Source organism: Bovifimicola ammoniilytica, from assembly GCF_025567085.1.
GTDB classification, from domain to species: Bacteria; Bacillota; Clostridia; order Lachnospirales; family Lachnospiraceae; genus Bovifimicola; species Bovifimicola ammoniilytica.
This window is the reverse complement of the sequence record NZ_JAOQJN010000003.1, coordinates 171,482-191,184: the sequence shown is the minus strand read 5'-3', so window position 1 is coordinate 191,184 and position 19,703 is coordinate 171,482. Positions and strand designations below refer to the sequence as shown.

General features: G+C 41.0%; 24 protein-coding genes. All 24 read left to right on the top strand.

The features are described from left to right. The first annotated feature begins 16 nt into the window (after positions 1 to 16). The 24 genes from OCV48_RS04725 to OCV48_RS04610 all read left to right on the top strand — a co-directional run bounded on the left by OCV48_RS04725 (position 17) and on the right by OCV48_RS04610 (position 19,679). On the top strand, positions 17 to 907 hold the full coding sequence (locus OCV48_RS04725) for a LysR family transcriptional regulator (RefSeq protein WP_147591377.1): 891 nt from the start codon (positions 17 to 19) through the stop codon (positions 905 to 907). Between the two features lie 135 nt (positions 908 to 1,042). Then, entirely contained in the window at positions 1,043 to 1,504 is a 462-nt protein-coding gene (locus OCV48_RS04720) for a DUF4405 domain-containing protein (RefSeq protein WP_262559064.1), read from the top strand. A gap of 17 nt (positions 1,505 to 1,521) precedes the next feature. Next, positions 1,522 to 2,448, top strand: coding sequence for a prolyl oligopeptidase family serine peptidase (locus OCV48_RS04715; RefSeq protein WP_147591269.1), 927 nt, complete (start codon positions 1,522 to 1,524; stop codon positions 2,446 to 2,448). Between the two features lie 117 nt (positions 2,449 to 2,565). Next, complete coding sequence (locus OCV48_RS04710) at positions 2,566 to 3,453, top strand: aldo/keto reductase (RefSeq protein WP_262559061.1); 888 nt, start codon at positions 2,566 to 2,568, stop codon at positions 3,451 to 3,453. 18 nt (positions 3,454 to 3,471) lie between these two features. After that, positions 3,472 to 4,104, top strand: coding sequence for a flavodoxin family protein (locus OCV48_RS04705; protein WP_006427000.1), 633 nt, complete (start codon positions 3,472 to 3,474; stop codon positions 4,102 to 4,104). Positions 4,105 to 4,149: 45 nt separating this feature from the next. Continuing rightward, positions 4,150 to 4,608: a flavodoxin gene (locus OCV48_RS04700; RefSeq protein WP_262559057.1), complete on the top strand. Its 459-nt coding sequence runs from the start codon at positions 4,150 to 4,152 to the stop codon at positions 4,606 to 4,608. Between the two features lie 509 nt (positions 4,609 to 5,117). Further along, a complete protein-coding gene (locus OCV48_RS04695) occupies positions 5,118 to 6,038 on the top strand; it encodes a ParM/StbA family protein (protein WP_014081288.1) in 921 nt (306 codons plus the stop codon). A gap of 11 nt (positions 6,039 to 6,049) precedes the next feature. Then, positions 6,050 to 6,490, top strand: a complete 441-nt coding sequence (locus OCV48_RS04690; RefSeq protein ID WP_005603533.1) for a hypothetical protein — start codon at positions 6,050 to 6,052, stop codon at positions 6,488 to 6,490. 5 nt (positions 6,491 to 6,495) lie between these two features. Then, positions 6,496 to 6,669 (top strand): hypothetical protein, encoded by a 174-nt coding sequence (locus OCV48_RS04685; protein ID WP_022154432.1) that lies wholly within the window; start codon positions 6,496 to 6,498, stop codon positions 6,667 to 6,669. Positions 6,670 to 6,916: 247 nt separating this feature from the next. Beyond that, the gene (locus OCV48_RS04680) at positions 6,917 to 7,915 is read left to right on the top strand and encodes a DUF5688 family protein (protein WP_015520973.1); all 999 of its coding nucleotides are present in this window, start codon (positions 6,917 to 6,919) and stop codon (positions 7,913 to 7,915) included. 9 nt (positions 7,916 to 7,924) lie between these two features. Next, a complete protein-coding gene (locus OCV48_RS04675; RefSeq protein WP_008116427.1) occupies positions 7,925 to 8,053 on the top strand; it encodes a hypothetical protein in 129 nt (42 codons plus the stop codon). Then, on the top strand, positions 8,025 to 8,564 hold the full coding sequence (locus tag OCV48_RS04670) for a JAB domain-containing protein (RefSeq protein ID WP_008116423.1): 540 nt from the start codon (positions 8,025 to 8,027) through the stop codon (positions 8,562 to 8,564). Before OCV48_RS04675 ends, OCV48_RS04670 begins: the two co-directional genes overlap by 29 nt. A gap of 4 nt (positions 8,565 to 8,568) precedes the next feature. Continuing rightward, the gene (locus OCV48_RS04665; RefSeq protein ID WP_118092891.1) at positions 8,569 to 9,552 is read left to right on the top strand and encodes a DUF3991 and TOPRIM domain-containing protein; all 984 of its coding nucleotides are present in this window, start codon (positions 8,569 to 8,571) and stop codon (positions 9,550 to 9,552) included. Positions 9,553 to 9,922: 370 nt separating this feature from the next. Then, positions 9,923 to 10,453, top strand: coding sequence for a multidrug transporter (locus OCV48_RS04660; RefSeq protein WP_118413432.1), 531 nt, complete (start codon positions 9,923 to 9,925; stop codon positions 10,451 to 10,453). A 4-nt stretch (positions 10,454 to 10,457) separates the two neighbouring features. Further along, positions 10,458 to 10,790, top strand: coding sequence for a plasmid mobilization protein (locus OCV48_RS04655; protein WP_008116418.1), 333 nt, complete (start codon positions 10,458 to 10,460; stop codon positions 10,788 to 10,790). Beyond that, the gene (locus OCV48_RS04650; protein ID WP_243442207.1) at positions 10,777 to 12,225 is read left to right on the top strand and encodes a relaxase/mobilization nuclease domain-containing protein; all 1,449 of its coding nucleotides are present in this window, start codon (positions 10,777 to 10,779) and stop codon (positions 12,223 to 12,225) included. Before OCV48_RS04655 ends, OCV48_RS04650 begins: the two co-directional genes overlap by 14 nt. 30 nt (positions 12,226 to 12,255) lie before the next feature. Continuing rightward, entirely contained in the window at positions 12,256 to 13,449 is a 1,194-nt protein-coding gene (locus OCV48_RS04645) for a hypothetical protein (RefSeq protein WP_118092894.1), read from the top strand. Positions 13,450 to 13,458: 9 nt separating this feature from the next. Continuing rightward, on the top strand, positions 13,459 to 13,863 hold the full coding sequence (locus OCV48_RS04640; RefSeq protein WP_005603511.1) for a hypothetical protein: 405 nt from the start codon (positions 13,459 to 13,461) through the stop codon (positions 13,861 to 13,863). Next, entirely contained in the window at positions 13,863 to 14,981 is a 1,119-nt protein-coding gene (locus tag OCV48_RS04635; RefSeq protein WP_054356194.1) for a PcfB family protein, read from the top strand. The genes OCV48_RS04640 and OCV48_RS04635 overlap by 1 nt, the downstream gene beginning before the upstream one ends. 6 nt (positions 14,982 to 14,987) lie before the next feature. Continuing rightward, positions 14,988 to 17,153 carry a VirD4-like conjugal transfer protein, CD1115 family gene (locus OCV48_RS04630; RefSeq protein WP_118413431.1) on the top strand — a complete coding sequence of 722 codons (2,166 nt, stop codon included), beginning with the start codon at positions 14,988 to 14,990 and terminating at the stop codon, positions 17,151 to 17,153. A 301-nt stretch (positions 17,154 to 17,454) separates the two neighbouring features. Next, a complete protein-coding gene (locus tag OCV48_RS04625) occupies positions 17,455 to 17,832 on the top strand; it encodes a hypothetical protein (protein ID WP_005602927.1) in 378 nt (125 codons plus the stop codon). A 54-nt stretch (positions 17,833 to 17,886) separates the two neighbouring features. Next, positions 17,887 to 18,729 (top strand): hypothetical protein, encoded by an 843-nt coding sequence (locus tag OCV48_RS04620; RefSeq protein WP_015520989.1) that lies wholly within the window; start codon positions 17,887 to 17,889, stop codon positions 18,727 to 18,729. A 12-nt stretch (positions 18,730 to 18,741) separates the two neighbouring features. After that, a complete protein-coding gene (locus tag OCV48_RS04615) occupies positions 18,742 to 19,152 on the top strand; it encodes a DUF4313 domain-containing protein (RefSeq protein WP_005602919.1) in 411 nt (136 codons plus the stop codon). A gap of 14 nt (positions 19,153 to 19,166) precedes the next feature. Next, positions 19,167 to 19,679, top strand: a complete 513-nt coding sequence (locus tag OCV48_RS04610; protein WP_005602918.1) for a PrgI family protein — start codon at positions 19,167 to 19,169, stop codon at positions 19,677 to 19,679. Positions 19,680 to 19,703 lie beyond the last annotated feature (24 nt).

The window sequence follows — 19,703 nt, the reverse complement described above, 5'->3', positions numbered from 1 at the left end:
AAGAGGAGTGAATTACATGATGTATAATCCACAACTTGATACATTTATCTGCGTTGTAGAAGCTGGAAGTTTTAGTAAAGCGGCAGAAGAATTATATATAAGTGCACCTGCGGTTATTAAACAGATAAATTCTTTGGAAAACAGCTTAAATTTGCAACTATTTGAAAGAACACACAGAGGTCTTATTATTACGGAAGCTGGTAAATCGCTCTATCAGGATGCAAAATATCTGATTCAATATTCAAAAGAATCGTTGATACGGGCGCAGGAAGCAATGAATCATAATGAAGAAATCATTCGTGTTGGAATATCTCCGATGACGCCACCGGAAGTTTTTGTGGAACTTTGGCCTAAGATACAGAAAATATATCCGGAGATGAAGTTTAAATTGATTACATTTGAAAATACACCAGAGAATGCAAGAGAGATACTGGCTAATATGGGAAAGAATATTGATGTGATAGCTGGAATCTTTGATGAAACAATGCTTGAACTCAGAGGCTGTGATGGTACTGAGATTTCAAGAGAACCATTTTGTGTGGCGGTATCAATTCATCACAGGCTGGCAAAAAAAGAAAAAATTACACTTGATGATCTGGCTGGAGAAAATCTTATGCTCATGAAAAGAGGATGGAGTTATTATGGCGATATGCTAAGGGATGATATGATGAAAAATCATCCTGAAATCAATATTGTAGACTTTAATCTGTACAATGTAGAAGCATTTAACCGATGCGAAAACAATAATGAGGTATTACTGGCATTCAAGAGCTGGGAAAGTGTTCATCCACTGATCAGAATCATTCCAGTAGAGTGGGATTATACTATGCCGTTTGGAATTCTTCATTCGAAAAAACCGTCCATTAAGGTTAAGCAGCTGATAAATGCTATTAACAAGGTAAAATAAAAATTGAATACATGCGAGTAGAAACCTAAAGGTTAATACTGAATAACAAAACGAGACTTCTAATGGAGTCTCGTTTTGTTATACTTTAGCTGAAGTGAAAATGGAGGATACTATATGCAGATAAAGACAATATGAATGCTTATTCTTATAATGGGTTCCATGATAAGTGGAATATTATTGTCAAATCACATATTTAAATGGATAAAGATTTCCGGAACATATATAACAGCCAGACAGATACATATGTTTTGCGCATACTGGGGACTGGTGGTGATGTCATTACATCTCGGATTTCATTGGAATATAGCGGTAGCAATGGCAGGACGATTATGGGAATATCCATCCGTCATCAGAACATGGGCAGCAAGATCTGTCGCAACCACAATTGCAGGTTATGGTTTATATGCATTTTACAGGAGACAGATAGGAGATTATCTGATTATGAGGATGCATTTTGTATTTTATGATTATGAAAAGGGGATCTTTCCTTTTCAGCTGGATTATCTGGCAGTAATGATGTTGATAGCATTTATTGGATATTATAGTGGAGTGTTTCTAAAGAAAACAGGTAAGGGAAAACGAAAAGGTTCATACTGAAAGAAGGTGGTGTATTTATGGAAAAGCGGAAATTAGTACTTACAATTATTGGAGTTGTTAGTTTAGCAATGGTAATCATGGTATATATCTACTTTTCAAAACCTGGCAGGGATGAAAAGAAGAATCAACAAATAATAAACCAGGTACAGACCGTACAGCAGAAGACAGATGAGAAAAAAGAAAATACAGAAAAAAATACATCCGGAGATGAATTGGAAAATGTTACGCCGGGAAGCGAAGAATACCGGGGCTTCCTCCTGGATAATGTTCTTCATTCTCCAAATGAAGGGGACATTCATTACAATGTATATATTCAGGATGCATATGACGGGACAAAGGAATATGCACTATATGTAACATTACCCGGATATCAGGGATTATATTTTCAGGGCGTGGGAGAAAATATCCGGACAGAAGATTTTGGATTTGAAGCACAGAAGTATATTACCGATATGATTATTGTAGCTCCACAGTTAAATGACTGGGGACAGACATCAGCAGATCAGACAATTGAACTGACACAGTATTTTCTGACGCATTATATTATTAATCCATCGAAAGTATATATTAATGGTTATTCCGGAGGAGGAGAAACCCTGTCACTGGTATTGGCAAAGCAGCCGGAATTATATACAGCGGCACTTATGTGCAGCTCTCAGTGGGATGGTGCATATGAGCTGGTTGTGGAGATGAAAACGCCGGTATATTTTGTGATTGGCGAAAGCGACGAATACTATGGATCAGAACCTTTTAAAGAGGCATACCAGCAGATACATGAGCTTTACAAAGAACAGGGATTATCGGAATCAGAGATTGATAAACTGGTGGTACTGGATGTAAAAGATAAAGATTACTTTGAAGGAACACCGGTCACTTATCAGCATGGCGGTGGCTATCTGTTTTGTCGTGACAAAGAAATTATGGGATGGCTGTTCAATCAGTAAGAACCAGAATAAACCGAAAGGTTAAGACTGAAAAACTTATCGAAACTTCTCAAAGGAATCTATCAGTATTATAGTATGAATGTAAAATGAATGAAAGAAAACAAGGAGGATACGACAATGGAATATATTTCATTAAATAATGGTGTAAAAATGCCAATACTGGGATATGGCGTATATCAGGTAACAAAAGAGGAATGTGAAAGATGTGTGCTTGATGCTTTAAAAGTTGGATACCGGGCGATTGATACAGCACAGAGTTATTTTAATGAGGAAGAGGTTGGGAATGCAATCCAAAAGTCAGGCATTCCAAGAGAAGAAATCTTCCTTACAACAAAGGTGTGGGTTGAACATTATGGATATGAAGAAGCAAAGAAATCAGTTCTTGAATCCATGAAAAAGTTAAAGACAGATTATCTGGATCTGGTATTGCTTCACCAGCCATTTTCAGATGCTTACGGTGCTTACCATGCATTGGAAGATCTGTACGATGAGGGAAAAATCAGAGCAATCGGAATTTCCAACTTTTATGTAGACAGAATGGTTGATTTTGCATCATTCAACCGCATTAAACCTATGGTAAATCAGGTGGAAACCCACATCTTCAATCAACAGAAAGAGATGAAGGAATGGGCAGACAAATATGATATTCGGTTAGAAGCATGGGCACCATTCGGTGAGGGCAGAGGAGGCACCTTTGAGAATCCTGTCATCGCAGAGATTGCAGAAAAATATCAGAAGACTCCGGCACAGGTTATGCTTCGCTGGCATATTCAGAGAGGGATAGTGGTTATTCCGAAATCAACACACATTGAGAGAATGGAAGAAAACTTTAATGTTTTTGATTTCACACTTTCTGACGAAGATATGAAGACTATTGCAGAACTGGACAAGAAGACAAGCTCCTTCTTCTCGCATCAGGATCCGAATATGGTGGAATGGTTCGTGAAGATGGTTGAGGAAAGAAAAAAGAATAATGACAGTTCAAAAGAAAAAAAGAACTGGTAAGCATAAGAGGAAAAATCAATGAAAGTATTACTTGTCAATGGCAGTCCGCACAAAAATGGCTGTACTTATACAGCTCTTTGTGAAGTATCCAGTGCATTAAATGAAAATGGTATAAGTACAGATATTTTCTGGATTGGAAATAAGCCGATTTCAGGATGTATTGCCTGCAGAAAATGTCAGGAAAAAAATAAATGCATCCTGGATGATATCGTGAATGAATTTCTGGAAATAGCAGGGGATTATGACGGATTCGTATTTGGAACTCCGGTACACTGGGGTGGTGCAGGCGGTGCAATCACATCCTTTATGGACAGAGTCTTTTATGCCGATTTAAACGGTGGCGGAGACAGATTCCGCCTGAAACCTGCCGCTGTGGTAATTTCAGCAAGAAGGGCCGGAACAACGGCCACATGGGACCAGGTAAATAAATATTTTGGTCTGATGCAGATGCCGATCATTACATCGAGATATTGGAATATGGTACATGGGACGAATCCGGATGAAGTAAAACAGGACCTCGAAGGAATGCAGGTTATGCAGATCCTTGGAAACAATATGGCATATTTCATTAACTGCAAAAATGTTGCGACAAAAATGGGAATTGAAATGCCAAAGGCACCGGATTTTGTATTTACCAATTTCATCCGATAGAAATTAGCGTGACAAACATTTTATACGACAGGAGGTAACCTTAGAATGAAAACAAAGAAAATAGCAGCAGTACTCTTAACATGCATCATGGCAATCGGTTTGATGGCAGGATGTGGAGCAAGCAATACAAACCAGTCTGCTTCTAATAATGGCAGCCAGTCTGCAAGTACAAATCAGTCTGGAAATGAAGAAGCGGATACAAATTCCGAAAACACTACAGATACAACAGAAAATACATCAACAGGAAATGGAAAAACATTGGTTGTATATTATTCAGCTTCAGGAAATACAAAAGATGTTGCTGAAAAGATAGCAAAAATTACAGGGGCAGATCTGTTTGAAATAGAGCCTATGGAGCCATATACAGATGATGATCTTGACTGGACAGATGATGACAGCAGGGTGTCAAGAGAACATGATGATGAGAGCTTAAGAGATGTGGAACTGGTGTCTACAACAGTTGATAACTGGGATTCATATGATACGGTATATATTGGTGCTTGAGTTATAATTGGGACAAGTTAGAAGAAACCCAGTAAAATCAAGGGGTTGGAACTAATTTAGTCCTTATTTTTATACCTTTAAATCGGTACAGGATAGGGCAGCGCTGACATATCAATCCGAAATATGACCATTACATAGAGCAGTTCAGATTCATGGGCTGAGTGTGCTTTATGTACCCAAGAGAGGTGAAAATTGAATAGTAATAATTTTAGGTAGGACTAAATTAGCTTTGCACTGAAAAGTGTATCTGGCTGTTTGTCCTGCCTTTTTTATTGGAAATGAGCAGGAGATGGCAGAAAAGAAGCTGATTTGGTCTGAATGTAAGTCATCTCGCAAAAAGAGAGGTGGCTGTATATGGAAGTATTGTCTTATGAAAGCAAGAGCAGAGTGTGATCGAATATAAATCGTTGGCAGATCTTTCAGAGACAAGGAAAATAGGATAGAAACACAAACCGAAAGGTACGGGTAGCTGTATGAACAAAATTAGTAAGATTTGGAGGAACAGAAAAATGAATAACAAGTTAGAGGTAATAGGAATTGATCACGGCTGGTCAATGATGAAAACCGTAACTCAGGTATTTGTCACAGGGGTAAAGGAGATTACAACTACTCCGGCACTTTTTGGAGATGTTCTTGAGTACGACGGTAAGTATTACAAGATTGGAACAGTAAGGCAGGAAGTGAAAGATACAAAGGTTGAAGATGACAGCTTTTATCTTTTGACACTGGCAGCAGTCGCAAAGGAATTGAAGAAAAGAGGATTGTCAGATGCAAAGGTATTTCTTGCAGTAGGACTTCCACTTACCCGATTTGGAGCAGAGAGAAATAACTTTATTAAATACCTGACCAAGAATAAGCGTGTTGATTTCAGATATGAAAATGAAGCATACCATATTGAGATTGACGATGTGGCGGTATTCCCACAGTGCTATGCGGCTGTGGTTGACAAGATACCGACTATGGCAAAGAAAACGCTGGTTGTTGATATCGGTAGCTGGACAATAGATATTATGCCCGTGATTAACAAGTCACCGGACGAATCAAAGTGTGTTACTGTGCCAAGAGGACTTATTACCTGTATGCGTTCTATCAATGAGCAGTGTGTAAGACAGCTCAATGGGGAAGTTGATGAAACAGAAATCCAGAATATTATGCGATATGGCAGGTCTGATATAGATGATGAATACCTTGCGATTATCAAGGCTGAGATAGAGGACTTTGTTGAAAAGGTATATAACTCAATCCGTGAGTTTGGTTATAACCTTAAAACTACACCGATTGTATTTGTAGGTGGCGGGGCAGTGGTAATGAAGAATTTCAGCAATCACGAAGCAAAGAATATCTCTTATATCCTTGATGTAAAGGCAAATGCCAGAGGATATGAACAGCTTGCCATTATGGGATTGAAAACTGCTAAGAGACTTGCATAGGGGGTAGTCATATGGCACGAAGGCATATTATGGAGAGCACATTCCGACTGAATCTGCTCAATCCTCAACACGCTAAAATCAATGAGGTCATAAAGGGGCTTAATCCAAAGATATATAAGTCAAAGAATCAGTTCCTGATTGAAGCCTGTGAGTTTTATATTGACCACTATGGAGAGGATGATATTCCCTCCAAAGAGGAAAAGAGATATGAACAGTTTGTAACGAGGGACGAGATAGAAAAGATAAAAAAGGAAATTGAGTATTCTGCAATGAGTGAGGCAAGAAAAGAGGTCATTTCTTTACTTGGGGGAGCTTTGGCGGGAGTGAAGAACAGCCAGCCGGTAGTGATTGCAAACCCACAGGAAGATATGGAAGAACAGCCGGAAGAAGATGTTATGAATGATTCAGATGTTGCAGGATTGGCAATGGGATGGATGTTGAAAGGAGATTGATTATTATGAGAAGAATTGCAGGAGCCGTAGGAACCGCTGTTTTACAGCTACTCAAGTGGATGCTGAAAATTGTTCTTGGAGCATTCAAGCTGTTCTTGGGATTTGTCAGGTTAGTTCTTCTTCTATTCTGTCTGGTAGCAAGAGTATTTCTTTCATTCGTAAGAATGGGAACATTTTGAGGGGAGGTGAGACTATGGAGGTAAAAGGCTTCTTTCCTGCTTACAGGAAAAACAGAAGACTTGTGAAGTATTTCTTTAAATTTAAGAAATTGTTATAATCAAGGAGGTTAAAATGCACAGAATACGGGATTGTCCGGAATGAGCTGATGGGTATATCAAAGAGAAAATAAAAACAATCAACCTTGCGGGGGAATGTAAGCCAATGACTTATGTTCCCCCGCTTTTTTTGTTTGGAGGATAAGCAGATATGATGAATTATGAGATTTTTAAGGAAGTAGTAAAAGAGAAGTTTATGGACTATATGCCGGATAACTTCAAAGGTATGGAGCTTGTAGTTATGCCTGTGGAAAAGGTAAATATGACCTATGACGGTATCAGTATCAGAGGCAAAGATACTAATATTTCTCCTACTATTTATATCAACGATATGTATGAGAAATATCAGAACTGTGGTGATCTGGAGGAAACACTGATGGCGGCATGTGACCTTATGGCAATGGAGTTTGCAAAGACACCACAAGTTGTTGATGTTGACAGCTTATACAAAGATGCCAATGAAAAGGTAGTATTCCAGCTTATCAATACGGAACAGAACAGGTCATTTCTGGAGCAGGTGCCACACAGAGAATTTCAGGATCTTTCCATTATCTATAAACTTGTGATAAATGCGGATGCTGAAAGTATTCAGAGTATAAAGGTTACGAACAGCCTTGCGGAAAGACTTGGAATGAATGAGGAGCAGCTTTTTAAATATGCGGCTGAAAACACAAGAAGAATCTTACCGCCAAGAATAAGAAATATGAATGATGTTATGAAAGAGATGTTTTTAAGTGACGGGATGCCGGAGGAGATAGCAGAGATGATGATCAGGGAAGTTCCACCGGAGCAGACTCTGTGGATAATCTCCAATAACAGGGGAATTGACGGTGCAGTATCAATGCTTTATGAGAATGAGCTTCACGAACTGGCAGAAAACCTTGAAAGTGATCTGTATATCCTGCCTTCAAGTGTGCACGAAGTTCTTGCGGTGTCCACTGAACTGACAGATCCGGAGGAGCTTGCACAGATGGTGGCAGAGGTGAATATGCAGAAGGTGGCATTGGAAGAACGACTTTCCAATCAGGTGTATCACTATGATAAAGATTTAAGAAAACTCACGCTTGCAACAGATACACCGAACAAGAGCCTTGATGGTATCGTTGCAGAGCCGCAGCTTGTATATGACGCAAAGGAAAAAGCGAGATAGGAGGCAGTTATGGAGCAGGAACTTACCGTAGAAGAACTGATTGCTCTTATAAACAGCCAGAAAGGTGACTTTATTATCCGTATTGAGTTTGGAGAGGAGGCGGATTCCTGTGACAGAGAAGAACGACTTCAAACTTGATGTTGTATCCATAAGGCTTGTAAAGGAGGCTCCGATTTATTCGGAGCAGTCCTTTAACAAGCCGGAAGAAGTAGCTGCTGTAATGGGGGATTGTATGTGCCAGTTCGACAGGGAAGTGGTGTGTGTTGTAAATCTCAGCTCCGACTTAAAGCCTATCAATGTGCATTTTGCAAGTGTCGGTTCGCTGAATGAAGCGATGGCACACCCAAGAGAATTATTTAAAGCAAGTATTTTAAGTAATGCTGCCAGTATGATGTTGATCCACTGCCACCCGTCGGGAAATATATTTCCCAGCAAGGCAGACACGATGATGACGGACCGTATGAATAAGCTGTGTGAGCTTATTGGAATCCCTCTTTTGGATCATATCATCGTGGGAGGGGATAACCGTGCCTTCTTCAGTTTCAAGGAAAAGGGAATGATTGATAATCCAAGAATTACACTCAGTACGGATTACAGGAACCTTGATATTAAGTCACCGCTTGTGGCAGAGCAGGGAAAGGCAAGGTGAGAGTATGGAAGGAAGATTTACAGAGGAGGAACTTGCCATAGCAAAGAGCGTAGATCTTTGTGCCGTTGCAGAAAGCCTCGGTTATACCGTAAAGAGGATTGGAAAATATCACACCTTAAAGGAAATGGACTCAATCCGTATCTATGACCGCAGTCATTGGTACAGATGGTCAAGGCAGTTTGATAAGGGAAACAATGGCGGCTCACAGATAGATTTCCTCCGTGTATTTGGCGGAATGAGTGTAAAAGAGGCTGTATTCTGGCTCTTGGATTTTGCCGGATACCGGAGAATTGAAAGCATGGGAAAGCAGCCGCTTGTTCATCAGGTCACAAAGAAACAGCCACAGGAAAGAAAGCCTTTTGTGCTTCCGCAGCCAGCAGGGGATAATTCCTACCTGATATCCTATCTTAACAATGAGCGTGGAATCAGTAAGGCAGTGATAGAACTGTTTTTAAAGGAAAATCTCATATATGAGAGCAGGCATTATCACAATATTGTCTTTAAAGGAAATGACAAGAATGGAGTAACCAGATTTGCAAGTATGCGTGGTGTATTTGATAAACAGGGAAAATCATTCAAGTGTGATGTGGAGGGGAATGATAAGAACTATGGATTTAATGTGGTGAATGTAAACAGTACAGAGCTTGTTGTATTCGAGGCAGCAATCGACCTTATGAGCTATGTGGATATATTTGCCGACCATGAATCAAATAAGCTGGCTCTTGGAATGCTTGCAGATGCCCCGCTTGAAACTTTTCTCAGGGAACACCCACAGATTTCTTTTATCCGTTTCTGCCTTGATGGGGATTCACCGGGCAGGAAAGCAGCCGCAGAACTTATGGAAAAATACTATGGACTGGGCTATGAGATTGAGGACTGTCCGCCACCAGCAGGCTATAAGGATTACAATGAATGGCTTGTTGCAACAAAACTTAATCTTGCAGATGAGAAAAAGGAGCAGATGACCATAGCCGGACAGTGCCATTAAAAAGTGGTGGTAAAAAGCAGTGGTTTTTACGGAAAATGGTGGAACAATGCGGTGGTTTTTTCAAAAAGTGATAGAACAAAGTACCACCACTTTCCGATGCTGTTTTTTCCTATGAATATAAATTATAAAAAGTGGTGGCATAAAGCGGTGGTTTTTACCGGAAATGGTGGTAAAAAGCGGTGGTTATATTCAAAAGTGGTGGAACAAAGTGCCACCACTCTATATTTTGCAGGGGTATTAGGGGAATGTTCCCCTAACTAGATGGCATTAGGACAGAGATGTCTCTAATGCGTATCTAGCAGTCGCCGGGGACTTACCGGTGACTGGAGCCATAGTGAATATCTACGAAACACGGATAAGGAGGTGCAAGGTGGCAGAGAACAGGGAAATAACACTTTTTTCAGAACCAGAGGAACTGATTGCCTGGGCAGAAGTATATGATAAGCAAATCAACCCTTCGATAGAAGATGCTGCACTTCTTCTTAATTATATGGAAGGACATGATTATGCAATCGGAACGGATGCAGAGGGGAAGATGTACAGACAGGATATGGCAGAGGAAAACGGTGAGATAGAGCCATTTCCGATAGATGATGTGATTGATAAGGTGTGTGAGTGGAATTATGATCTGATACTTCACGCAGAGGCAAAGAAAGATGATCCGAAAGATTTTCAGGAATATTGCGAATTTCAGGAAAAGTATGACAGTTTAAAGGCAGATGAGAGGGTGTTAGACCGATTATTTGATAAAACCAGTCATGCAAAGGAGATTGATGCTGTTGCAACGGCACTGGTGGAAGCGGTTATCAGTAATCTGGAGGGCAAGGGTGATTTGGAAAAGGCGGCAGCCACGATAGCACAAGGAATAAAGGATTACAGTACAGATAAGAGGGGAAGGTGAGCGTATGGCAGATAAAATCCACTGTATCAGGAAAACGCTCCGTCTTATGCCGCAGGAGGCAGAACTGCTTGCAAAAAAGGCAGGGGAGAGCGGAATGTGTGAAGCAGATTATTTAAGACTGCTCATCAGCCAGAAACCGAATGATTACCCGGAAGTCAGGAAACTCTTAAAAGAGCTTATCAATGAGGTGAACCGTATTGGAATCAATATCAATCAGATCGTATTCAATAACAATGCAGGACTTTATTCCAAAGAGGATAAAACACAGCTTGTTGCCTATATGCGTAAACTGAACAAGAAAGTAAATGAGGCGGTGGTGCAGATTGGCAATCAGTAAAATCCTTAATATGAAAGACTGTGGCGGGCATTTTCACGGAAAACATTTAAAGCGGGCACTTGATTATGTGATGAACCCGGACAAAACACAGGATGGCAGACTGGTGGGTGCAATAAACTGTCAGGTCGATACCGCATTTGAGCAGATGAAGGAAACCAAGCGTAATTTTGGAAAGATTGATAAGCGTCAGGGGTATCATATCATACTTTCCTTTAAGGAAAATGAGGTAAATCCGGATACGGCATTTGAAATTACACAGAAATTTGTGGAGGAATATCTTGGTAAGTCATACGAAGCGGTGTTTGTGGTACACGATAATACAGCCCATGTTCATTCCCATATCGTATTTAACAGCGTGAGTTTTGTGGACGGTAAAAAGTACCGTTACGAAAAAGGGGACTGGGCAAAGTATATCCAGCCTATCACGAACAGGCTGTGTCAGGAATATGGACTCTCCATTATTGATGTGGATGATGAGAAAAAGGAGAGGCAGCACGAAAGCTATAAGGAATGGAGTGAGTACAGGGAGGGTAATTTTGTATGGTCCGATATGATAAAAAGAGACTTGGATGCCTGTATTTTGCAGGCGAAGGACTATGAGGAATTTCTCGAACTGCTGTCTGAAAAGGGATACCAGATAAAGCAGGGAAAACATCTGGCAATCAAGCCACAGGGTATGACAAGGTTCAGAAGGTGCAAATCTCTTGGGGATATGTATTGTGAGGAAGCAATCCGGGACAGGATTGTAAAAGAGGATATTGCGTTTTATAAGAGTAAACAGGATATACCGAAAGTTTCCATTGTAAAGTGCAGAGTTAAAAGATACCGCAGGGCAGGCTTGTCAGGACTTCAGAAAAAGCATTATGCGAAGCTGTACCGGGTGGGAAAACTCAAAAAAAGACCATACAGTCAGGTATGGAAGTACAGGGAGGATATCCGTAAAATGCACAAGCTGCAGGAACAGTATTTGTTCCTTGCAAGGCATAATATCCATTCAGCAGAAGAACTTGTGGGGACGATAGCTTCTCTTACGGATAAGAAAAAAGAGACTTCGGCAGAAAAGAGCCGGATTTATAAAGCAAGGGAAAGGAGCAGGGAACTTTTTACTGCGGCTGATGAGATGGAAAACTTAAAGCCAGCAGAGCAGTCATACAGGCTTGGGGATACCTTCTTTGAAGATGAGCATAGGAAGTGGGTGGCACTGGAGCAGGAATTACAGGCACAGGGATATTCGCTTGAGGAAGTGCAGGCTTTAAGAAGACATTACAAAGAGGAGTATTCAGAAGTGTGTGCGAAAGAAAAGGTTGTATTCAGGGAACTGAATACGGGTAAGGCAATATTAAACAGCATGATTCCGGACAGTATTTCAGATGGAAGAAAGACAGAATACAACAGGGAGATTATAAGAGACAGAAAAGAGCAGCCAGTAAGATAGACTGTTTTTTTGCGCAGTTAGGAGGAGCATATGGAACAAAATCTGAATGACAAGCCGTTAAGCAATATGCAGATTGCCAGATATATTGAGTCATTGAGAAAAGAAATGAATTTCGATGATGAGGTGTACGGGCTTGTAAAAAGTGATCTTGAGGATGGACTTACGCAGGAGCAGACGGAAAAGTATCTGGATAAGAATTTTAACATCGGACAGATGAGAGTGTTATCGGAAGGTCTGCATAAGGAGATTCCGGAGGAACTTTTTAATATCCTTCACAATAATAAGCTCTCCGGCAATCAGATGAAGGTATCACTGGAATTTTATGAAAAGGGAGTTCCGGTTGAAACCATACAGGAAGCTGTGGCAAGGGGAGAGAAGCCCGTTGTGATGAGAAGATTATATGAAGAAGTTCTGGCACAGCTTTCAAAGGCTGCGGAGCAGTATACGCAGGACTCAGAGTATGTGAAAGAACTGATTGCACAGATGGAAATGGTAGTGGAGAAAATCAACTATCAGGAGGAAAGATACGATGCCCTTAATAAAAAATTATCCGATGTTGAAGTATTAAAGGAAGATAAGGAAGTCACGGAAAGGCTTGTAAAGGAAAATGAGGATAAGGATGGAATTATCAGCCATCAGCAGGATGAACTTAATAAGGCAAGCAGCACGATTGCAAGATTAAGAGATAGCATTGAGCATAAGGACAAGGAGATGGAGCGTATGAGAGACAGGATAGAATCTCTTGAGGATAAGATTATGAGTGCGGCATCTGATGATCAGAAGGTTGCGGAAAAAGAGGAAAAGGCTGGACCGTCAGAGGTTTTGGCAGCTACTGATAATAAGGAAACAGTGAAAACACTTGCAGATTCACAGGCAGTGCCACCTATGTACAATGGAATACCCGTGTATTATCAGATACCTGTTACGGACTCTGCCGGGCGTGTAATCCAGCATCTTCCAGTTGAGCGTACAGAAAGAAAATCAAATGGCGGCATTGCGGCACTTTTTGCCAGATTTTCATTCAAAAAGAAGTCAAGAGCTGACATTGTAAAGCTGGTTGCAAGCGGTGATCTTGTGCCTGCACAGCTTGTCCAGATAAAAAGTGCCATAGAAAAGGGACTGACAGAAGGGCAGCTTGTGGAACTTATCAATAATAATGTCTCAGCGGAAAAGATGAAAGAGATTATTGAGATTGCCGTGCTTGAAAACAGTATGGCAGGTTAGGAGGTACTTATGAATTTAGCAGTAGTCAATGAGGCGGTAACAGGGATGAACGGTGTGGAACACGAGTTCACGGAAGAAGAAAAAAACTTTGTGGTGCAGTTTGCTTTCCGAAGCGGCAGTAAGGAAGATACGATTTCCTTGATCGAAGCTCTGGCACATTCCACGGATAAGGTACAGTCCGAGGAGATTATGGTCACATACAGGTCAAAGTACGATATAAAGCCTGCGTGGGTGGAACAGGTCGAAAACCTGCTTGTGGCACTTGAGATGTACCGGATAGAGGAGGAAAAAGCAATCAGTCATCTGTCTGATATTTTAACAGCATATGGCATTGATGTTTCAGCAGAGGAAATCCGCAGTACAAAGGCGGAAGAAATAAGGACAACAATAAGAGAGAAAGCGGAGGTGCGATAATGGCAGAGGAAATTCAGGAAGCGGTACAGATTATCCGTGTCGCATATGACGGGATAGAGATTGCTATGAAAGTAGGCAGTGGCGGTATTGCCGCCATGCAGAAGGCAATCGACTTTTTAAAGGGGATGCTTGATTATGAAAAGTCGTTGGGAAAAACATCTATGAGAAAGCTGCTCTTAAAGGGCGGGGATTTGCAGGTATTGCAGTTTAAAACGGAAGATATGAGAAAGGTTGAGAGAATGGCAAAGAAATACGGAATCCTGTATTCGGTTCTTCCAGACTGTAACAAGACAGACGGTATGAGTGAGGTCATCTTTCATACAGAGGCAGTTCCCCGTGTGAATATGATGATACAGAAGCTGAAATTTGGCAGGATTGCCACCTTTGATGACTATCTGAAGAATGGAGATGAAAAGTCCCTAGGCAAGCTGATGGATTTTTTGAGAAAACAGCAGGGAAACGAGAAAAGCCACACGGTAGAAGGGGATAAGGTAAATTCTGCCATAGACGGACTCATTGAAAAAGTTGGAATGTTTGCTATGGAAAAACAGGCTATCAGTGTGGAGCAGGTCAAGGAGAATTTCAGCATCAATGGGGAGCAGGCAGAAAATGTAATAAAACAGCTTGAGACAATCGGGGTGCTTGGCGGCAGGAGTGAGGATGGTACACACAAGGTAATGATGGATAAGGAGGCTTTCACTAACCGGATCAGAGGGTATCAGAGCCTTGCGGACAGAATGCGGGCAATATCTGCCTCAAAAAATACGAACCTGTCAGATGTTACGATCAGTAAGAAACTTATTGCAGAAGAAAACGACCATGCAGTAAAGACCAGAGTTCCGGGAACATGGGGAAAAGATGTCAGATATGTGTGGCTGCATAAGGATAACGTTATGGATATCCATAATGGAAAGACAATGCTCACATTCCTTGATACCAGCAAAGATTACAAACTCTATGATGAGCAGAACCGTGTGGTAACTACGAAAAAGGGAGACGAACTTTATACGCATTATGATAAGGTAGAATCATCTGTCAGGGAGCGATATGAAAAGGTTCAGAAAGAACAGAAAAAGACCACAAAGAAGAAAACGGTTACTACCAGAAAAGAGAGGTAGGAGCCTATGCAGACAACGAAGAAAAAACCGTCACTGATATTTATTTTAGTGGGTGCAGTGTTATCCGGGTATCTTGGTTATCTGATAAATGGTGCATGGACAGAAGGGATCGCCTTTAATGACTTTATGAACAGGTTCAATGAAGTGTGTGCAGTTCCTTTTGCCAATTATTACAATTCAAATACAGTAAACGCAGTAGCCATTGCATTATGTATCTATGCAATGGCTATTATTATGTATTACACCAGCCAGAGAAACTATATGCCCGGCAAAGAATATGGTACAGCAAGATTTGAAAATCCGAAGCAGGTCAATAAGATACTGGCGGATAAAGATGAGAATTTCAACCGGATACTCAGTCAGAATGTGAAAATGTCGCTGGATTTCCGAAAGCTGAAGCTCAATGGAAATATACTTATCTGCGGCGGTTCCGGAGCAGGAAAGACATTTTATGAAGTAAAACCGAATCTTATGCAGATGCCGCATAACTGTTCTTTTATCTGTACCGATCCAAAGGGAGAGATATTAAGAAGCTGTGGGCAGATGTTAAAGGATAACGGGTACAATGTAAAAGTTATCAATCTTTTGGAGATGGATAAATCAGACTGTTACAATCCATTTTCCTATATCAGAGAGGAAACTGATGTGGTGAAGCTGATTACCAATCTTATCAGTAATACCACACCAAAAGGCTCAACACCGAGTGATCCGTTCTGGGAGAAAGCGGAAGGCTTGTTTTTACAGGCAATTTTTTATTATGTGTGGCTGGAGGTGCAGCCTGCAAAGCGAAACTTTGAGACAGTTTTGAAGCTGCTTGGAGAAGCAGAGGTTAAGGAACCGGGAAAGGCTTCAAAGCTGGATGTCCGTATGAAGTTTTTAGAGGAGAGTTCGCCGCTTGGAGCAAACCACCCGGCAGTCAAACAGTATAACAAATGTATGAGGGGTGCCGGAGATACTGTCCGTTCCATTATCATCAGTGCAAACTCAAGACTTGCATTTCTTGAAAATAAGCAGGTTTTACGCCTACTCTCCAAAGATGAACTGAACCTGTCTGATATCGGCATTGGAGTCAATGGAGATGGGGAGACAAAGACAGCACTGTTCTGTGTAATCCCGGATAGTGATAAATCCTATAACTTTATTATCGGTATGCTGTACACACAGATATTTCAGGAATTGTACTATCAGGCAGACTTTAACTGCGGTGGCAGACTGCCAATTCACGTCACCTTTATGTTAGACGAATTTGCGAATGTCGCATTGCCTGATGACTTCTGTTCGTTGTTATCGACAATGCGAAGCAGGGAGATTTCAAGTATTATCATCATTCAGAATTTCGCCCAGCTAAAGGCACTTTTCAAAGATACTTGGGAAACAATCCCCGGCAACTGCGATACCTTCATATATCTTGGAGGCAATGAGCAGAGTACACACAAGTATGTCTCGGAGCTTTTGGGCAAGGGGACAATTGATAAAAAATCAAGCGGTGAGACAAAGGGCAGACAGGGAAGCTCATCAAGAAATTATGATGTTTTAGGCAGGGAACTGTTTACACCCGATGAGGTCAGAAAGCTGGATAATAAGAAATGTATTATTTTTATCCGTGGTTTTGATCCGATAATGGACAATAAGTATATTCCATTCCGACACCCGATGTTTAATCAGACAGCGGACGGAAAAGGAAAAGCGTATGTCCATAATACACAGGGAGCAGATCGTATTATCGGACCACCATTTGAGATTTTATCGGAAAAAGCCGTTAAGCATTATGAAAAAATGAAGGATAAGGGAGAGAATGTGTATATTGATACACTGACCTATGAGCAGTTTATGATGCTTGGAGATGCGGAACTGAACAGAAGATTTTCTATGCAGGATGAGGCAGAGCAAAAAGCAAAAATTGACGGGGAGCAGGCAAATGAGCTTGAATATGCCGATGAATCGCAGAAAGAGGAGGATTCAGACAGACAGCCGGTAAGAAATCCTGAGAGGGAGAAGCCGAAGTGGGAGGATACGATCACAAACCGAATGATGCACTGGTCATACACCGCAGAGCAGAAAGAAGAAGTGAAGAAAGCACTTGCGGCAGGTGTTCCGAAAGCAACGATTCTTACTTATTTCTATCCGGAAGTGACGGTGGAGAAGATGAGTTCATACTGGAAGAATCAGTAAAGGCGTCGCATAGGCACAGGAACTGTGGTATAATGTGCCTATGCGGAATGAAAGAGTTTCGTAAATCTGTAATTTGTTGGGCTTACAAATAATTTAATATCAAATTCACACAGCACTTTAGCCAATTATGGTTAAGGTGTTTTTTTGTACCTTGAAAGGAGGTGGTCGCAGCAAAACATATCGGGGAAAGCCCGATTTTATCATTACAACAGGCTATGCCTGATCATATAAAGCAACTTTTAACAGCCAGTTAGGGATAAACCCTGCTGGCTATTTTTTTATCGAAAAGGAGACAACCAATATGAGAAAAGAACAGATTATTACGACAACCAACAACAATCAGATGGAGGAAAAAGGTATGAAGCAGAGATTTATTCATTTTAAGAGAAAATTTGTTCCGGCATTATCCGGAGCCATTATGGGAGTAATGCTTATGAGCACTACCTGCTTTGCGGCAGGAGGCACTTCGGCAGTAACACAGCCGCTTGAGAACTTAAAAACGCTTGTGATCGCAGTTATCGGTGCAGTCGGTGTCATTATCCTTGCAAAAAATGTTATGGAATTTGCACAGGCATACCAGCAGCAGGATTCATCTACTATGAACTCAGCTTTAAAGGGAGTTGTGGCAGGTATTATCATGGCAGGTATTTCTACTGTACTCACTTTCTTAGGCTTCTAAGATAGGGAAAAAATAATCCCTGTTGCAATAGAAGAAAAGAGGTGAATAACAGGTATGGATATTTTTAAGCTGGGAGACAAAATACTTGCTCTCCTTGAAGCTATGTTTGGATTTTGGAATAATCAGATATCTTTGGTTTTTGCAATGCTTGGACAATCGCCCGTCAGTTTTAAGGGCGGTGGTCCGTGGGCAGTCATCGAGGGAATAGAGCCAATCTTTGTAGCGGTTGGTTCTTCCCTTGTGGTACTGTTCTTTGTTATCGGTTTCTGTTCGGAAAGTATAGATGTGAAAGATGAAATGAGGTTTGAATCAATCCTGCGTATGCTTATCCGATTAGGACTTGCAGAATGGTTTGTTGCCAATAATGTCACGATTATGAAAGCATTTTTTACTTCCATCGGAAATCTGGTAGGGCTTATTTCGGCAGGAACAACAACACAGCTTGCCATTGACAGTGCACAGGCAGATGTTATTAAGGAACTTGGATTTGGTGAAAGTCTGGTAATGCTGATCCTTACGGCACTGCTTGCAATCATCATTATTATCTGTGGTTTCTTTATCATTTACACCGTGTATTTCAGATTCTTAAAAATATTGATCATTGTGCCGCTTGGAGCAATCGCCTGCTCTACAATGGCAGGAAACAGAATGGTAAGTCATACGATGTCAACTTACTGTAAGTATTTCTTATCCTGTGTGTTTGAGGCGGTAACAATGGCACTTGCGATTGTGGTATGCAATGCATTTATCAATGCAGGGCTGCCTTCCTTTACGGGAAGTTATGCAGACTGGGCACAGACACTTATTTATCTGTGTGAAATGACATTTACCATAGCAATGACGGTTGGAAGTGTGAAGGGAGCACAGACACTTACAAGTAAGGCATTCGGATTATAGAAGGAGGCATTTATGGATAATGAAAAGAAACAGGTGACTTATAATTCCAGTTTTTCCGGGGAGACACAGGTAACACTCGATATTCAGCAGTATATGAATAACAAGGCAATGTATATCGGGCTTATGTGTAATGAAGATGGATACGATGAGCCGTTTGGTGATGTGACCGTAAATTTGTCTGTTGCTGCACCGAATTACTGCGGATATCTGAATGTGAATGATATGCCGGATATTGAGAAATTCATCACAGAAAATGAGCTTGGGGAGTTTACAGGATTTACACAGAGGAGTGGTTATTGTGAATATCCTCTTTATCTGTTCAATGTCGATAAGCTGAGAGAACTGTGTCCGGATGGAATGGATATGTATGAGGCAAATATCGGTATGGCAAGAAAGCCGGAGACAAAGGAGTTAGCAAGATAGGGGGGCAGAGGACAATGGTTATTGAAATAAACAAAGACATTGACCGTTATCAGGAATCGGTGGCAATGGGACTTACAGCAAAACAGCTTGTATTTTCTATTGCCAGTGTGATAGTCGGTGGCGGTATCGTATTACTTCTTTATAGATATATTGGTCTTACGGGTTCTGCTTATGTGGCGATTCCGTGTGTAGCTCCGATAGCACTTGGAGGATTTTATTCTTTTAATGGAATGAATTTCTACGAGTATATGGGAAAGAAACTGCATTTTATGTTTGGAAATAAGGCTCTTACCTATGTATCTACTGAGGGAGAGCCGATTATCAAGGCTTTTGAAATGGAGCAGAACGGACAGGTAAAGAAGAAAGGTAAAAAAACTCAATCAGAGATTACAACATCAGAGTCAGCAGTAAAGAAACAGGAGGAATTTGAAGAAATGAAGAAAAAGACAAGAAACATGATGTTTGGACTGGCAGCCGTGTTTGTGCTGGCGGTAGCGGGTGTGGCTGCTTATAAAGCAATGCACTAAAAAGGAACCTGCATAAAAACAGAT

Excerpts from the sequence above, each read along its gene's own strand:
- OCV48_RS04675 (WP_008116427.1), top strand. The coding sequence starts at position 7,925 with ATGGAGCAGGAACTTACCGTAGAAGAACTGATTGCTCTTATAAACAGC.
- OCV48_RS04645 (WP_118092894.1), top strand. The coding sequence starts at position 12,256 with ATGGAACAAAATCTGAATGACAAGCCGTTAAGCAATATGCAGATTGCC.
- OCV48_RS04710 (WP_262559061.1), top strand. The coding sequence starts at position 2,566 with ATGGAATATATTTCATTAAATAATGGTGTAAAAATGCCAATACTGGGA.
- OCV48_RS04665 (WP_118092891.1), top strand. The coding sequence starts at position 8,569 with ATGGAAGGAAGATTTACAGAGGAGGAACTTGCCATAGCAAAGAGCGTA.
- OCV48_RS04655 (WP_008116418.1), top strand. The coding sequence starts at position 10,458 with ATGGCAGATAAAATCCACTGTATCAGGAAAACGCTCCGTCTTATGCCG.
- OCV48_RS04625 (WP_005602927.1), top strand. The coding sequence starts at position 17,455 with ATGAGAAAAGAACAGATTATTACGACAACCAACAACAATCAGATGGAG.
- OCV48_RS04720 (WP_262559064.1), top strand. The coding sequence starts at position 1,043 with ATGCTTATTCTTATAATGGGTTCCATGATAAGTGGAATATTATTGTCA.
- OCV48_RS04680 (WP_015520973.1), top strand. The coding sequence starts at position 6,917 with ATGATGAATTATGAGATTTTTAAGGAAGTAGTAAAAGAGAAGTTTATG.
- OCV48_RS04615 (WP_005602919.1), top strand. The coding sequence starts at position 18,742 with ATGGATAATGAAAAGAAACAGGTGACTTATAATTCCAGTTTTTCCGGG.
- OCV48_RS04700 (WP_262559057.1), top strand. The coding sequence starts at position 4,150 with ATGAAAACAAAGAAAATAGCAGCAGTACTCTTAACATGCATCATGGCA.
- OCV48_RS04715 (WP_147591269.1), top strand. The coding sequence starts at position 1,522 with ATGGAAAAGCGGAAATTAGTACTTACAATTATTGGAGTTGTTAGTTTA.
- OCV48_RS04610 (WP_005602918.1), top strand. The coding sequence starts at position 19,167 with ATGGTTATTGAAATAAACAAAGACATTGACCGTTATCAGGAATCGGTG.
- OCV48_RS04695 (WP_014081288.1), top strand. The coding sequence starts at position 5,118 with ATGAATAACAAGTTAGAGGTAATAGGAATTGATCACGGCTGGTCAATG.
- OCV48_RS04725 (WP_147591377.1), top strand. The coding sequence starts at position 17 with ATGATGTATAATCCACAACTTGATACATTTATCTGCGTTGTAGAAGCT.
- OCV48_RS04640 (WP_005603511.1), top strand. The coding sequence starts at position 13,459 with ATGAATTTAGCAGTAGTCAATGAGGCGGTAACAGGGATGAACGGTGTG.
- OCV48_RS04685 (WP_022154432.1), top strand. The coding sequence starts at position 6,496 with ATGAGAAGAATTGCAGGAGCCGTAGGAACCGCTGTTTTACAGCTACTC.
- OCV48_RS04690 (WP_005603533.1), top strand. The coding sequence starts at position 6,050 with ATGGCACGAAGGCATATTATGGAGAGCACATTCCGACTGAATCTGCTC.
- OCV48_RS04620 (WP_015520989.1), top strand. The coding sequence starts at position 17,887 with ATGGATATTTTTAAGCTGGGAGACAAAATACTTGCTCTCCTTGAAGCT.
- OCV48_RS04705 (WP_006427000.1), top strand. The coding sequence starts at position 3,472 with ATGAAAGTATTACTTGTCAATGGCAGTCCGCACAAAAATGGCTGTACT.
- OCV48_RS04630 (WP_118413431.1), top strand. The coding sequence starts at position 14,988 with ATGCAGACAACGAAGAAAAAACCGTCACTGATATTTATTTTAGTGGGT.
- OCV48_RS04635 (WP_054356194.1), top strand. The coding sequence starts at position 13,863 with ATGGCAGAGGAAATTCAGGAAGCGGTACAGATTATCCGTGTCGCATAT.